The 14268-nt window shown below is 36.8% G+C and carries 12 protein-coding genes and 1 riboswitch; of the genes, 6 read left to right on the top strand and 6 right to left on the bottom strand.

Annotation, left to right across the window (positions count from 1 at the left end):
- Positions 1 to 23: 23 nt before the first annotated feature.
- Positions 24 to 1355: a TolC family protein gene (locus tag EV201_RS02840; protein ID WP_130305887.1), complete on the bottom strand. Its 1332-nt coding sequence runs from the start codon at positions 1353 to 1355 to the stop codon at positions 24 to 26.
- 297 nt (positions 1356 to 1652) lie between these two features.
- Between EV201_RS02840 and EV201_RS02845 the strand changes: the two genes are divergently transcribed.
- From EV201_RS02845 to EV201_RS02860, 4 genes are all read left to right on the top strand, one after another.
- Positions 1653 to 2873, top strand: a complete 1221-nt coding sequence (locus tag EV201_RS02845; RefSeq protein ID WP_130305888.1) for a 6-phosphofructokinase — start codon at positions 1653 to 1655, stop codon at positions 2871 to 2873.
- 194 nt (positions 2874 to 3067) lie between these two features.
- Positions 3068 to 3511: an STAS/SEC14 domain-containing protein gene (locus EV201_RS02850; protein WP_165389570.1), complete on the top strand. Its 444-nt coding sequence runs from the start codon at positions 3068 to 3070 to the stop codon at positions 3509 to 3511.
- Between the two features lie 578 nt (positions 3512 to 4089).
- Positions 4090 to 4668: an acetate uptake transporter gene (locus tag EV201_RS02855; RefSeq protein ID WP_130305890.1), complete on the top strand. Its 579-nt coding sequence runs from the start codon at positions 4090 to 4092 to the stop codon at positions 4666 to 4668.
- A 154-nt stretch (positions 4669 to 4822) separates the two neighbouring features.
- On the top strand, positions 4823 to 5248 hold the full coding sequence (locus EV201_RS02860) for a BLUF domain-containing protein (protein WP_130305891.1): 426 nt from the start codon (positions 4823 to 4825) through the stop codon (positions 5246 to 5248).
- A 58-nt stretch (positions 5249 to 5306) separates the two neighbouring features.
- Here the strand turns inward: EV201_RS02860 and EV201_RS02865 are convergent, their stop codons facing one another.
- Together EV201_RS02865 and EV201_RS02870 are read right to left on the bottom strand one after the other, a co-directional pair.
- Positions 5307 to 6920: a BCCT family transporter gene (locus tag EV201_RS02865; protein WP_130305892.1), complete on the bottom strand. Its 1614-nt coding sequence runs from the start codon at positions 6918 to 6920 to the stop codon at positions 5307 to 5309.
- A gap of 20 nt (positions 6921 to 6940) precedes the next feature.
- Positions 6941 to 8065, bottom strand: a complete 1125-nt coding sequence (locus EV201_RS02870; RefSeq protein ID WP_130305893.1) for a hypothetical protein — start codon at positions 8063 to 8065, stop codon at positions 6941 to 6943.
- A 605-nt stretch (positions 8066 to 8670) separates the two neighbouring features.
- On the opposite strand from EV201_RS02870, the gene EV201_RS02875 reads away from it, so the two are divergent.
- Positions 8671 to 9831, top strand: coding sequence for an ATP-grasp domain-containing protein (locus tag EV201_RS02875; RefSeq protein ID WP_130305894.1), 1161 nt, complete (start codon positions 8671 to 8673; stop codon positions 9829 to 9831).
- 85 nt (positions 9832 to 9916) lie between these two features.
- Here EV201_RS02875 and EV201_RS02880 read toward each other — a convergent pair whose 3' ends face one another.
- Complete coding sequence (locus tag EV201_RS02880; RefSeq protein WP_130305895.1) at positions 9917 to 11212, bottom strand: voltage-gated chloride channel family protein; 1296 nt, start codon at positions 11210 to 11212, stop codon at positions 9917 to 9919.
- 24 nt (positions 11213 to 11236) lie between these two features.
- A riboswitch (Fluoride riboswitch) is annotated at positions 11237 to 11299 on the bottom strand.
- 242 nt (positions 11300 to 11541) lie between these two features.
- Here EV201_RS02880 and EV201_RS02885 point away from each other — a divergent pair.
- Complete coding sequence (locus tag EV201_RS02885; RefSeq protein WP_130305896.1) at positions 11542 to 11946, top strand: hypothetical protein; 405 nt, start codon at positions 11542 to 11544, stop codon at positions 11944 to 11946.
- A gap of 53 nt (positions 11947 to 11999) precedes the next feature.
- Here the strand turns inward: EV201_RS02885 and EV201_RS02890 are convergent, their stop codons facing one another.
- Positions 12000 to 12335 (bottom strand): heavy-metal-associated domain-containing protein, encoded by a 336-nt coding sequence (locus EV201_RS02890; RefSeq protein ID WP_130305897.1) that lies wholly within the window; start codon positions 12333 to 12335, stop codon positions 12000 to 12002.
- A gap of 57 nt (positions 12336 to 12392) precedes the next feature.
- Positions 12393 to 14258 carry an efflux RND transporter periplasmic adaptor subunit gene (locus EV201_RS02895; protein ID WP_130305898.1) on the bottom strand — a complete coding sequence of 622 codons (1866 nt, stop codon included), beginning with the start codon at positions 14256 to 14258 and terminating at the stop codon, positions 12393 to 12395.
- Positions 14259 to 14268 lie beyond the last annotated feature (10 nt).

Below are 14268 nucleotides of genomic sequence, written 5' to 3' on the forward strand. Positions count from 1 at the left end.
AGTTCTTGTTGATGATTTTGATTTTAGTTTAACTCTTTCTCCAATAGAAATTCTAAATAGAACTTAGCTGTATAATAGTTAAAGATTGCATTTAGATATTCTAAGTTTTTAACCGCGGATAAGCTTTCGGCTTGAATTAAATCGGTCGTTTTTTCCAGTCCATTCTTAAAACGATTGGTTCGAATTCGCATGGCTTCTTCAGCCTGTTCTTTTGCTAATCGTCCGGTTTCAATTTTTTGGAGACTCAGGATTAGTGAACGCTTGGCTTCTTTCAGCTTCAAGTTGTTTTGCTCAAGGTAATCCTGAAAATCAAGTTCCTGAAGTTGAAGTTCTGCTTTGGCTTTTTTTATCTTTCCAACATTCTTATAACCCTTAAATAAATCCCACGACAAAGAGGCACCTATCATATAATTATTAGCTTTTGTACCTAAAAATTCTTTATCATTCCATTCGTAGGCTCCAAAAGCATTAATTCTGGGCAGAAACTTATTCCGAGCCGATTTTAACATCTGCTCCTTTGCCGATACCCCCTTTTTATAGGCTAATATATCTGATCGATTTTCATTGCTTGTTTCATCCTGAATAGTCGATCCCCCTAGAGGTTCTTGGAAGTCATCAACAGCTATTAAACTATCTGCAGATTCAAATCCAAGTAAAAAAGCCAAATAATCTGCCGCTCCCTTGCGTTGATTCTTGGTCTGATTCAATTGATTTTCGACCTCTAAAGCACGAACTTTTGCTGACAAAACATCGGCCTCAATAAGTAAGTCTTCTGTGAACAAATCCAAACTCTGTTTCAAGTTAGCATCAGCACTTGCTTTTGCCTTTTCAAAAACTTTAACAGCCTCCTGTGCAACTTGCAATTGCTTATAGGCCTTCTTCACTTCGAATTTAATATACTCACTGGTTCTCTCCGCTTGCAAACTCACGGCTTCGAAACCAAATTTGGCAGCCTTACGCTCATGAATCCCATCAAAGTTTAACAAGGGTTGCTCAACTTTAACCTGTGTTTGGAAATTTTCCATTGAACCTGGATCATTAAGTAAAACCGGGTTAAAATCAGCACTTGTTACCACCTCTTGTTTCAGTTTAAAACCAAAACTTGCTAAGGGATCATTCGTTCTGATAGCCGTGTGAGAAAGATTAATTCCCGGAAGAAATAAGGAATGTGATTGTTGATAATTTGCTTTAGCAATATCAATACGGGCTTTTGATTTCTTAATCTCTTTATTATTCTGTTCTGCTTTTACCAAAGCCTCTTTGAGGCTGATAGCTATCTCATTAGTCTGTGCAGCTCCGTAAAAAGCATTAAAAAAAACAAAAAGGATTATCAATCGATAGGATAACTTTTGCATATATATTCTGATTTTAGATTCTTTGATGGCTCAAAACTATATAAAAATCAACACATATCCAACTATCTATATATATAAAGAATTTATATCATCATAGATTAACCCCGCATATTTTTATATTAAAGGAAATTAACACTTTAGCTCGATAAGTACAAATAATATTTTGTATTAAATACGATAGGTTTATCTTTGCCAACTAATCATCAGAAATGTTTCAAACCAGACTAAGTTTGAGGATTTTCATGATGCATGAAGACATTAAAATTGAAAGCTAGTCGTAAAATACAACTAAAAACCATGAAAGATTCCATAGTAATATTATGTGGCGGAGGTCCTGCTCCAGGCATAAACACCGTAATAAGTAGTGTTGGAAAAGTATTCTTAAAAAATGGCTACCGCGTTATTGGTATGCACGAAGGCTATAAAGGGCTTTTCTCTGATAATCCTGAAACCATAGAATTGGATTTCCCATTTTTGGATGGCATCTTCAGTAAGGGAGGTTCTTCTCTTAAAATGAGCCGTTTTAAACCAAAAGATACTGATTTCAACACAAATTTCTTTGTTAAGAATAATGTCAAACTACTGGTTACCATTGGTGGTGACGATACAGCTTCAACAGCCAATCGTATAGCGAAATATCTGGAAGATAATCAGATTTCGATATCAAATATACATGTTCCTAAAACCATCGATAACGATCTTCCTTTGCCGGTTGGTTCACCAACATTTGGTTTTCATTCTGCAAAAAATGAAGGGGTTCGTATTGCAACTACGGTTTATGAAGATGCCCGCACATCTCAGAATTGGTTCGTTTTATCAGCCATGGGTCGTGAAGCAGGACACTTAGCCTTCGGCATTGGAACATCATGCCACTTCCCAATGATTATCATTCCTGAAATGTTTGATAAAACAGATATCTCAGCTGAGAAAATTGCCAACTTAGTTATTTCGTCCATCATCAAACGTCGTATCCTGGGACTTAATTATGGTGCCGCCATTATTAGCGAAGGGGTTTTCCATTTTATGGATCAGGAAGAAATTGAAAGCACGGGTATTAACTTTACTTACGATGCACACGGACATCCTGAATTATTTAATGTCAGCAAATCTCATGTTTTCAACATGTTTATTCAGCGTAAAATTAAATCATACAAGCTAAATATTGGGACACGACCGGTTGAATTGGGATTTGGATTACGTTGTTGTCCACCTGTTGCTTACGATTTAGATCTTTGTACCATGCTTGGAAATGGCGTTTATAATCTATTTAAAGCAGGTGAATCCAAATGTATGATTACCGTTGATCCTAAGGGCGATGCTTCTCCTCTATTCCTTAAAGATGTTGAGGATGAAAACGGAAAAGTTAGACCTCGTTTGGTTGATATCAATAGCGAAAAGGTTCAAACCGTTATGAATAACAACCTGCATTACTTATGCGAGGAAGATTTAGAGGCAGCAAGAGCTTATTTGCCTGATGCCGAAAACTATCTATTCAAAAAGATCCTGAATTGGGAATAAACACATTTCTCATTATATAAATTTCTTAAAATCCATTTCGTTTATTCGGGATGGATTTTTTCTTTTCCCTTATTTTCTCTTGTATAAAGAAAGTATCCCCTACTCTAAACAATAATATATCTGATTCATATTTTTATTATAGTAAATTTTTCGTAATTTACTGTAACCTAATCGTTCTATTTAAAACCCAGCCTATGCAATTCCTAAGTAGCTATCAGATTTTTCTTGATAAGAGATTTATTATTGAATATCATGAAGGGGTTATGACTCTGGAAAGAATGAAGACATTTATTCTAAAGGAGTCTTCAGATCAGGATTATTCACCTAATTTTGACATGCTTCTTGATATCAGACAAATCACTTTTAAAGGTTTTATTAAAGATATCAAGGATTATATCGAATTTCTCAGATCCCATAAAGGCATCTCAGGTAAAAGAAAATTAGCTGTATTAACAAGCAAACCTCATCAAGTCGTTTTTAGCACATTTCTGAGCATGTTTTCTGTTAAACTACCCCAGACAATGAAAATATTTAGTTCTCTGGAAGCAGCACTGTTTTGGCTTGGAGACCCAGTAGATACCTACAAGGTAAATTCGTGTTTAAATCATTTGAAAGAAAAAAAGGAGCTTTGTGTGTAAGCTATTGCTTAACGATTCAACTTAGGCGTTTTCTGTTTTAAAATTCAAAGATGTTAGGATCAAGCCTTTAAAATATTTTTTAATGGTTCCACACATCATGGGCAAAATTATTTTAAATAAATTCTTCTCAAAGCCTTGTATTATCTAATAAAAACAATACTTTTGCCAACGCTTTGAAACAATACAGACACTGTATGTTTATAAGTTTAAACTGGTAAATCATTCTTCTTAATAAGAATTCGATATAAAGATCTTTCTCACACTTGGCTTCCACCTGTGTGAGCTAAGCTAAACCCTTATCATTTATTTGGTAAGGGTTTTTTGCATTAATTCCTACCTCAATTTTCAATCTATCATTCTATTTAAAACAGCTCTAAGCAAGGAACCTAAACAGCAACAACAATCGCATATTACCCTGTTTATCAAACTCTTTCACAACACACCAAATGCATCCACTTTTACTTTATTTTACATTAATTCCGGACAGTCACAAGCATTTGATAATAATCGATTTTTGACCTTGCCATATTTGATAAAAAGAATACTTTTGCGGCTGCTTTTTACAACAAAAATCTAATATGGAAAACACACAATTCATTATTCAAAAAGACAACACAGCAAATCCAGGACCATTAGGACTTTGCGGGTTTGGTTTAACAACCATCTTATTAAACTTGCACAATGCAGGTCTATTCGGTATGGATACCATGATTCTAGCGATGGGTATATTTATGGGAGGTATCGTACAAGTTATTGTAGGTACGATGGAATGGAAAAAGAACAACATCTTTGGAACCATGGCTTTCACATCTTATGGTATCTTCTGGCTAACACTGGTATTTTTAATGATGCTTCCTAAAATGGGATTAGGCACAGCACCTACAACAACTGCAATGGGATATTACCTGACTGTTTGGGGAATTCTGTCACTGGGATTTTTTGTAGCAACACTCAAATTGGGTAAAGTAATCGCTATCCTTTTTGGAACCGTTGTTTTATTATTTGCCCTATTGGCAATTGCAAACTTCACTGGCAGTCATATGATACACACAATAGCGGGTATCGAAGGCGTTATCTGTGGCTCAATCGCTGTTTACATGGCCATAGCAGAACTTTTAGAAGCAGTTTACGGACGTCAACTTCTTCCTTTAAAATAGGATTATATAAAAATCTTTTCAGGCTTAGCTTCCACAAGCCTGTTTAAGTGAATCCCTCATCATTTATTTGATGAGGGATTTTTAATTGGCTTCATTTCTCAACTTAGAAAAGTTATGGTAACTTTAGTACACATGAATTAAAGATTCCCCAGCTATGTCAGATCTAGTTCACATTGTTTACATGAGTTTTTCATCAAAAAAACTAAGCGAATCAGACTTGAATGATTTTTTAAAATTAATCCGGAAAAAAAATCAGGAACGTGGTGTGACAGGATTACTGCTCTACAAAGATGAAGCATTCATTCAGCTTATCGAAGGGAATAAAGAAACAATAGACCAACTTTTCAATATCATTTCTAAAGATTCTCGCCATTCTAACATCCTTAAACTTTTAGAAGAGCCTATTAGAAAAAGAGCATTTCCTGACTGGTCAATGGGCTTTCGTACAATAAATAATGATCAGATCAATCAAATACCCGGCTTCTCTGATTTCATGCAAAACAATCATTCTAAAATTGATAATAACAAATGTGCTGAAGCTGTCAGCCACTTATTATACAGCTTTCGAAAACACACCTAAAATCATCCGTTTCTAAATAAAAAAATGAGACGCAACTAAAAGCTACGTCTCTTTCTATTTATTCAAGAATACACTCAGCTTCTTTCTCTTCAACTTTCCGCTTTTCAGGTTCTGCCAGATCGATAAGGGAAGGTTCTTCCTTGTATTCCGTTAAGGATTTATAAAAACTGTAGCACATGACTATTAAAATGATTGCAAATGGTATAGCCGTTAAAATTGATGCCGTTTGTAAAGCTGTCAAACCACCTCCAATCAAGAGAATTGCAGCAATTAACCCCTCCATAGAGGCCCAGAATATTTTCTGACCTTTAGGTGCATCATGTCGTCCACCGGAAGTCAATGTGTCGACAACAAATGAACCCGAATCTGAAGACGTAACAAAAAAGCTAGCCACCAGAATCACGGTAAGCAAGGATGAAAATGTTGTAAATGGATACTGTTCAAGAAGATGATAAATGGCAGTTGCCACATTATTATTTACTGCTTCAGTAATCACATGGTTTCCTATAAGTTCCTGGAAAATAGCACTCCCTCCAAACACGGTTAACCAAAGCATAGTCAGTAGGGTTGGAACCAACATCACCCCTAAAATAAACTCTTTGATTGTTCTTCCTTTAGAAATACGGGCTATAAAAATCCCAACAAAAGGCGACCAGGAGATCCACCATGCCCAGTAGAAAACCGTCCATGAACTTTGCCAGTTTTTAGCTTTACCTACCCCATTATAAGTATTGGTCCAAAAACTCAACTCAAAAAACTCACCTACATAATGTCCAATATTTTGAATAAACGATTTGCACAAAAACAGCGTTGGACCAACCAAAAGCATAAAGACCAACAGAAAAATTGCCAATCGCATATTCCATTCACTTAACTTTCGTATCCCCTTATCAAGTCCTAGTATTAGTGATAAGGTTGCAAAAACGGTGACAACGACAATAATGATGACCTGAATTCGATCGCTATTTTCCCAATGGAAAAGGTATTCCAAGCCAGCATTAATTTGTTGAGCACCCAGTCCTAAAGATGTCGCCAGTCCAAACAGGGTTGCAATTACCGAAATAATATCAATAATATCACCAATAGGACCGTATATCTTATCTCCCAACAAGGGGTGAAAAATTGAACGTATGGTTAGAGGCAATTTCTTGTTGAAAGTAAAAAAAGCCAAAGCAACCCCAACAATCGCATATAATGCCCAGGCATGTACACCCCAATGCAAAAAAGTAATCCCCATGGATGTTTTGGCAGCAAACACATCTGCCCCTGGCGTTTTTAGAAAAGGGTTGCTATTAAAATGAAAAATAGGCTCAGCCACGCTCCAAAATAAGAGTCCTATTCCCATTCCTGCACTAAAAAGCATAGCAAACCAGCCCATACGTGAAAACTCAGGTTTAGCATCCTTGCCTCCAATTTTGATTTTAGAAAATTTACCAAAACCCAGGTATAAAGCAAATATCAATAAGGCATTTACCAGAAGGATAAAGAACCATCCAACTTTATTGGAAACGTAATTTTGTGTATCAGCAAACCATTGTTCCATCGGTTTACCTACGATCAATGTTGTACTTACTAGTGCTACTATTATTAGTAAAGAGGTAATAAAAACCGGTCCGTTGGCCTTTATCCCTAAAAATGTTTTCTTGTCACTACGTATTATCTTTTCACTCATTCTATATAATTCCTTTTTGATTAAAAGTAATAGCCTACATTAATATTAAAGCGCATCTCCCACTTGGCATCCAAGGTCCCAGATGCCAATGCGTTCGTCCATTCAGATCCTAACCAAGGCTGATTTTTACCCGCAGCCAAGTCAAAATAAGTGTAAATGTTACCTGCAGTAAACATAGCGCCTGTTACATTCATGATTGAACTTTCGAAATTGCTTTCTGCCTTATCCATGTAACCAAAATCATTGTAGATAACGACATTCGATACGGGGCCCCATTTTAAAGGAATGGTATAACTTAATCCCAGGGTATACAAATTTGCTTCAGAAGCGACCAAATAAGGTGCCCCATAAGCAGTCATAGCAATCACATTCTCGGGTTCGCTATCCAGATTTTTAGCACTGTATTTGTAGTTGGCAACCTGAGCTTTCACACCGAATTGACCTGCTTGCAACTCATAATAAGCAGCAAGAGCATAATGGTTTCCCATTTCTTCGGTATCTAAATTATATAGGCCACCATATTGTGCTGATACCCCCAGACGATGTTTTGCTTTCGAGTTTTCAATTTTATAGGATAAGTTCCCATTCAATTGATTCACCTCTTTATTTCTAATATTCGATTGACCGTCTCCAGTCAAATCAATTGAACTGACATCGTAGGAATAGCGGCTATTGGAAACATCAGATTTATTCCCAAAGCGAAGTTCTTCGGCATTTTTGAAGAAAGCCAGACTGTAGTCCCATTTTTCACCCTGATGAGTGAACTTGAACCCCATATCGTGATCATCCTCCAGACCGACATAATAATTTAGACTGAAAAACCAGGAGTTTGAATTGTATTTTGTAATGCCAAAAGGCACTTGGGTTAAACCAAAATGCAACTCGTCGTTTTTATTAAAATCGTAGGCAATCCAGCCTTGTTTTAACATGGCGCCTCCAAAATCTTCAGAATAGAATCGATATTCTGCATTGACTTTTAATCCTTTGTACTGTGCCTTAGCGTTTAATCGGAATACATCGTAGCCCAAATCGCCACCACGTTTTTTTTGTGCGTCTTTCCAGCTGGAATAATTGTAATTGAATCGTAATGCACCGCCAATATCAACAACAGGTTTCTCCTGTGCATGCACGAAAATAGTGGACATAAGGAAACAAATCCCCAGCCACGTTTTTAAATAAAACATAGATGTAAATTAGATGAATATGACATGCAGAATTAGGTGCATGCAATTGGGTATCCGTTCTACAACGGATATAAAGTGAGCCTAGTTATGGGATGGTGGGAGAAACTTATCAGACAGTATTCTGAAAATAAGAAACTGAAAGCTATAAATTCTGGTATTCCTTTTATCGTGAAGATTACTTGGTTTTAATTCCATAGCGCACAAAAGTAGGTATTAATTATTTGTTTGCACAATAATTAACGAACTTATCTGACTATTTCATTTCAGAAACACATCAATACCATCATATTACGACCAGATTCAGAACATGTTATATTCCTTTATAAGTTGGGTGATCGTTTAAAATAGTTAGCTTTTATAATGTGAAATTGAAGACCTTATAAGAGAAAGAAAACCTCGACTGATCACTCTCGACATGTTAAGATTTAACCTGCTTATAGATGTTTATTACTGAATAAATTTATAATCTTTCAGGATAAGACTTCAAATGGAAGTGCTGTATTCATACACAATATTTGTAGTTTTAGCAGAAATTCAAAAAACTTTCAAAACGAATAAATACACCCATGATACTATTAGATAAACCCTACGTATCTCAATTCCTTAAAGATACAATTACAGAATATAAGTTTCAGGCCATTGATACGGGCGATATTATCGAAGATGGAGAAATCTCTTTAATAAATCCGGAAGAGATTATTCAAACCTTTAAAAACGAGCCCAATAGTCGTCTTTACACCAACTCCGAAAATTCAATCAATTGGGTGATCAACAATCTTGGCTTTACAAGGCTACCAGAATATATCAACTTGTTCAAAAATAAGGTTGAGTTTCGTAAATTAATTAAAAGCATTTATCCCGATTTCTTTTTTAAAGAAGTGTCCTTAAAAGATCTTGATCAGATTAATTTAGAAGAACTTCCTATGCCCTTCATTATTAAGCCCTCTATTGGCTTCTTAAGTTTAGGCGTACATAAGGTCGTTAATAAAGAAGAATGGCTCAAAGTCAAACAAGATATCCAAAATGAATTTACAAATGCGAAAAATTTATTCCCCATCGAAGTTGTTAATGCCTCATCTTTTATAATTGAAGACGTAATTGATGGTGAGGAGTTTGCTTTTGATGCTTATTTTGATGAAAAGGGTGATGCTGTTATCCTTGGCATATCAAAGCATTTATTTGCCTCTGAAAAGGATGTGAGCGATCGTGTTTATTATACTTCAAAGAAATTGATTCAATCCTATTTGCCTCAGTTCACCCAATTTGTTGAAGCATTAGGTCAACGCGCTGACATAAGAAATTTCCCGGTCCATATCGAGGTGCGTGTGGATGCAAAGGGCAAATTAATTCCCATCGAGGTCAATCCTATGCGATTTGGGGGCTGGTGTACCACGGCCGATCTGACTCACGCTGCAACTGGCTTAAATCCCTATTATTCATATCTGAATAACACGCCTCCGGATTGGGCACAAGTATTAGATAAAATGGACGATGAAATTTATAGCCTGATCATTCTTGATAATTCCACAGGTATTCCATCAACCGATATCTCTCACTTCGATTACGGAAAACTGCTGACCAAATTTTCAAATCCCTTGGAGTTGAGAAAAACCGATTACAAGACCTATAATATCTTTGGCATACTCTATACCAAATGCAAGGAAGATGAATTCATTGAAATTGAAGAGATTCTTGTTTCAGATCTTAATGAGTTTGCTCATCGATAGTAAAGCATCGACTCAGATATAAAAAAAGAGATGTTGTGATATGCAGCATCTCTTTTTCTTTATAAAGTCAAATTTAAGAATGCTATTAGACTTCACCTAAAGTACGTCCGGTTTCCCGAATTTTAGTGGCGATTTTCGTTTCCCCAATAACCTGTGAACTGTAGATTCCATGATGTCCCGAAATCAGGTAAGCCACAATACAGGCAATGGCAACATAAGGACTGCAAGCTATCCCAAAAAGCTCAATCGCCATAATACTTGAAGCCAATGGCGTATTGGATGCTCCGGAAAATACAGCAACAAAGCCCATAGCCGCTAAAAGGCCAACTGGTAAAGGTAAAAATAAGGATAGAGCACTTCCTAAAGCTGCTCCGATAAAGAACAAGGGGGTCACCTCTCCGCCCTTGAATCCTGCCCCCAGCGTAATAGCAGTCAGCAGAAGTTTAAAAAAGAAAACGTATGGCGCTTGCTGAACGGTAAATGATTCAGCAATTGTGGGCAGTCCCAAACCCAAGTATTTTGTAGTGCCTAAAAGCCCAGCTATTAATAAAATCAAAAGTCCACCAAAGAATGGTCGCATATAGGCTCTTTTGATGTATTTACTACTGAGTTTACTGTATGAAGATGTCAACTTAATAAAGCCCAGTGAAGCTAAACCGAAGCATATTCCTGCCAATATTGTAATTAGCAAGCCCTGCAAATCGATATGCGGTACAAAACCCAGAATATAATGCGAATGCGAGACGCCGTATAATCGGGTGACATAATCGGCCATAAAGGATGAAGCAAAGGCTGGGAAAATAGCATTGTACTTGATTTTTCCCATATGATAAACCTCCAAACCAAAGATCGCTCCCGCCAAAGGCGTTCCGAAAACCGCACCAAAACCAGCACTCATCCCCGAGATTAGGATCACTTGTCGATTGTACTTACTGAGTTTGAATATCCGGGTCAGTTGATCTGATATCGCAGCACTCATCTGTATGGCTGTCCCCTCTCGACCTGCCGATCCTCCAAAAAGGTGAGTAAAAACAGTCCCTCCCAGAATAAAAGGAGCCAAACGAAAAGGAAGAATCTTCTTTGGTTTATGAATATTACTAATCACCAGATTGTTTCCCGGTGCAATCTCTTTCCCCCATCGGTAAAATACATATCCCAATAAAATTCCAGCTAAGGGTAACAGGTAAATAATCCATTCGTGGGCATTTCGATAATCAGTAGCATATTCCAGACTAATTAAGAAAAACGCACAAGCCGAGCCGACACAAATGGCTATCACAATGGATAAGAGGAACCACTCTAATATAGATAAAAGAGCAGGTTGTTTGGTCAGAATAAATTTACGAACACGTGAATATGAGCGGTACAGATCTTTTTGCATAACAATCCTGTGAAGTTGGATACTATTTTCGCAGGAGTCATCAGCCACCAGGCAGTTAAGTAGGAAAACCCCATTTCCTTTAGAGCTTGCAAATTTATGACTTTTTTTTTAGATCAAAAATCTTAATGTGAAAAGTGGTGTCTAAAGTGTTTCTAAAAACCTGATGAGCTTCACAACCGTCGTATCACCATACTTATTTTAATATGATATTTCATCGATATTTCTTAACTTGAATTAAGTCCTGTTTAGCGAATTACAGAACTCTATTATTGAGTCATACAAACAGAATTACAATGATTTATAATACTTATTAAAAAAACTATAACACCATGGGAACAAACTATTTATGTCCACATTGCAGAGGCATATTAAATGTAAAAGAGTATCTCATTTTCGCTGCTAAAAATTCGAACAATGAAAGTGGTCTTTTGCTACTTCATCCCGAAATAGGAAACTACACCAGTTTTAAGAATAAAGACTTTAAACTTGATATTGGCGAAGAAGTCACTTTATACTGCTCCATCTGTCATTCTAATTTGGAGAGTAAAAAACACAAAAATTTTGCACAAGTACAATATCTGGACCTTAACGGACATGAGTCAACAGTCATTTTCTCAAAAATTTATGGCGAAAAAGTAACCTATCATGTGGATAATAAAAAGATATTATCCTATGGAGAACATTGCAAACGCTATGCCGATCCGGAATGGTTTTTAGATAATTCTATAGATTAAAAAAAGGGATAGAACTAAGCTCTATCCCCAATTGAATTTCAAAACACCATCCTTTATTTGGCTCTTTCGTATTGACAACAGCCAGCCAGTTTTTTATAAGCCTCATCACTTGCCTTATGCATATCAGTATCATGACCTGCTTTCGCTATGGCCATATGTACCTTATGCAAATCTGTTTTTTTCTCATCAAATGTAACGACAATCATCTTTGTTTCTTTATCCCAGTCGGCACTCGTCACACCATCTACTGACTGAGCAGCTGTCTCAATACGCTTCTCACACATACCGCAGTTACCATACACCTTAAATTTCTCCGTTTTGCTTTGAGCCAAAACACTCATTGTTCCCATTAAGAACAATACCAATACACCTAAAATTTTTGTTTTCATCTTCTAAAATTTAATTATGCCCTGATAATAATCATGATAATACATTTGATTATAAAATTATTTTCTATCGTACTGACAACATTCAGGTAAACGCTTATAAATACTATCAGAAGCCTTATAATTCTTAGTATCGTAACCTGAAGCACTTATAGCTTTTTCAACAGCATCAACATCATTTAAACCCGATTCGAAATCTAAATTCAGCATGTGAGTCTCACTATTCCAATTCGCACGAAGGACACCATTAACTGATAGTGCAGCCTTTTCGATAGTAGCCTTACACATATCACAATTCCCATTAACCCAAACTGAAGCTTTTTCCATTCTCGGATATTGACAACATTCAGGTAACTCAGCATATACCCTATTGTCTGCACGAAAATCACCTGCATCGTAGCCTTTTTCTGTAATTGCTTTTTGCACTTTTTCAGGATTCACTAGTTTAGCATCATAATGCATGGTTAATTCCTTAGCTTCCTTATCCCATAAAACATGAGCAACACCTTTCACTGCCAAAGCAGCCGTTTCAATATTTTCTTTACACATTTCACAAGCACCATTTACAAAAAACTTAGCCTCATCCATATTTGGCATCATTTTTTTAGTATTTCCTCCATGATTGTGACCTGTAGGAACTGCACCTCCACCAGGATTCATCATACTAGGTAATCCTTGTAATTGTGAAGCCGCATCAATTTTGAAGACACCATTGGTTGCAATCTCTTCGCCTTCTTTTAAACCTTCTTTAATCACATAAAATGCACCAGCTTCCGGGCCTAAAACCAATTCGCGATAAAGGAATAAAGGTGATTTTCGATCGGGTACTTTCACATAAACTACCGATCGTTTACCTGTCCACAGTACAGCCGATTTTGGCACCATGATTTCCGTTTTATTTTCAGCAATCTCAGATTGCAAAACCCCTTGAGCAAACATTTCAGGTTTCAAGAGTTGATCCTGATTCGAAACTTCGAGTCGAACGTTTGCAACCCGGGTCTTACTGCTGATAAAGGGATCGATATAGCTCACCCTAGCAGAATACGTTTTTCCGGGTATTGCCTGAAGTGTAAAATGAACCTCATCACCCAGTTTAATCCATGGCAAGTCCCTTTCGTATGCATCGAACATCACCCAAACTTTCGACAAATCAACGACCTTAAACAAAGGCATTCCCTCTTTCACATAATCACCAATAGCCACATGACGCATACTTACCGTTCCCGTTATGGGCGATAGAATATTGAAATAAGACTGAGGTTCTCCTTTTTCTTCTATAGCTTCAATTTGCGCATCGGTCAAATCCCAAAGTTTCAATTTCCCCTTAGCTGCCAAATACAAACCCGGACGACTCTCTTTAAATGAAATGGCTTCAAGCAATTCGCGCTGGGCACTCAATAAAGCTGGCGAATAAATACTGGCTAATTTTTCACCTTTCCTCACATTTTGCCCAGTAAAATTAACAAAGAGCTTTTCAATCCGACCACCAAAACGTGAGGTCAATTCCGATATACGACGTTCATCTACCTGAACTTTTCCTTGCAAATTAACCGTTATAACGGGCTTTCCCTTTTTCACAATTTGGGTCTGCACATCAGCCAGCTTAGCGGCTGATTCCGACATCACAATCTCATTGGGATCGACATGCTCACCGTCTGATTGCATACTTTTTAATGGAATTAAATCCATAGCACAAATAGGACATTTCCCAGGCTTATCCTGTTTAATTTGAGGGTGCATGGAACAGGTCCAAAGCTGCGGGTTTACACTTTCATGCTTATGACCTGTATGATTCTTAATCCCTTGTTCTGATTTATTTACATCAGATGAACTTCCTGATATTAACCATCCCAGAAACAAGCCTAGAAATAGAACTCCAATAATCAATTTGTAATTCTCTTTAATATTATCGATTATACCTTTCATCGTATTGTAT

Source organism: Ancylomarina subtilis, from assembly GCF_004217115.1.
Lineage (GTDB): Bacteria > Bacteroidota > Bacteroidia > Bacteroidales > Marinifilaceae > Ancylomarina > Ancylomarina subtilis.

Coding starts and splice junctions, on each gene's coding strand:
- EV201_RS02840 (WP_130305887.1), bottom strand. CDS start 1,355: ATGCAAAAGTTATCCTATCGATTGATAATCCTTTTTGTTTTTTTTAAT.
- EV201_RS02845 (WP_130305888.1), top strand. CDS start 1,653: ATGAAAGATTCCATAGTAATATTATGTGGCGGAGGTCCTGCTCCAGGC.
- EV201_RS02850 (WP_165389570.1), top strand. CDS start 3,068: ATGCAATTCCTAAGTAGCTATCAGATTTTTCTTGATAAGAGATTTATT.
- EV201_RS02855 (WP_130305890.1), top strand. CDS start 4,090: ATGGAAAACACACAATTCATTATTCAAAAAGACAACACAGCAAATCCA.
- EV201_RS02860 (WP_130305891.1), top strand. CDS start 4,823: ATGTCAGATCTAGTTCACATTGTTTACATGAGTTTTTCATCAAAAAAA.
- EV201_RS02865 (WP_130305892.1), bottom strand. CDS start 6,920: ATGAGTGAAAAGATAATACGTAGTGACAAGAAAACATTTTTAGGGATA.
- EV201_RS02870 (WP_130305893.1), bottom strand. CDS start 8,065: ATGTCCACTATTTTCGTGCATGCACAGGAGAAACCTGTTGTTGATATT.
- EV201_RS02875 (WP_130305894.1), top strand. CDS start 8,671: ATGATACTATTAGATAAACCCTACGTATCTCAATTCCTTAAAGATACA.
- EV201_RS02880 (WP_130305895.1), bottom strand. CDS start 11,212: ATGCAAAAAGATCTGTACCGCTCATATTCACGTGTTCGTAAATTTATT.
- EV201_RS02885 (WP_130305896.1), top strand. CDS start 11,542: ATGGGAACAAACTATTTATGTCCACATTGCAGAGGCATATTAAATGTA.
- EV201_RS02890 (WP_130305897.1), bottom strand. CDS start 12,335: ATGAAAACAAAAATTTTAGGTGTATTGGTATTGTTCTTAATGGGAACA.
- EV201_RS02895 (WP_130305898.1), bottom strand. CDS start 14,258: ATGAAAGGTATAATCGATAATATTAAAGAGAATTACAAATTGATTATT.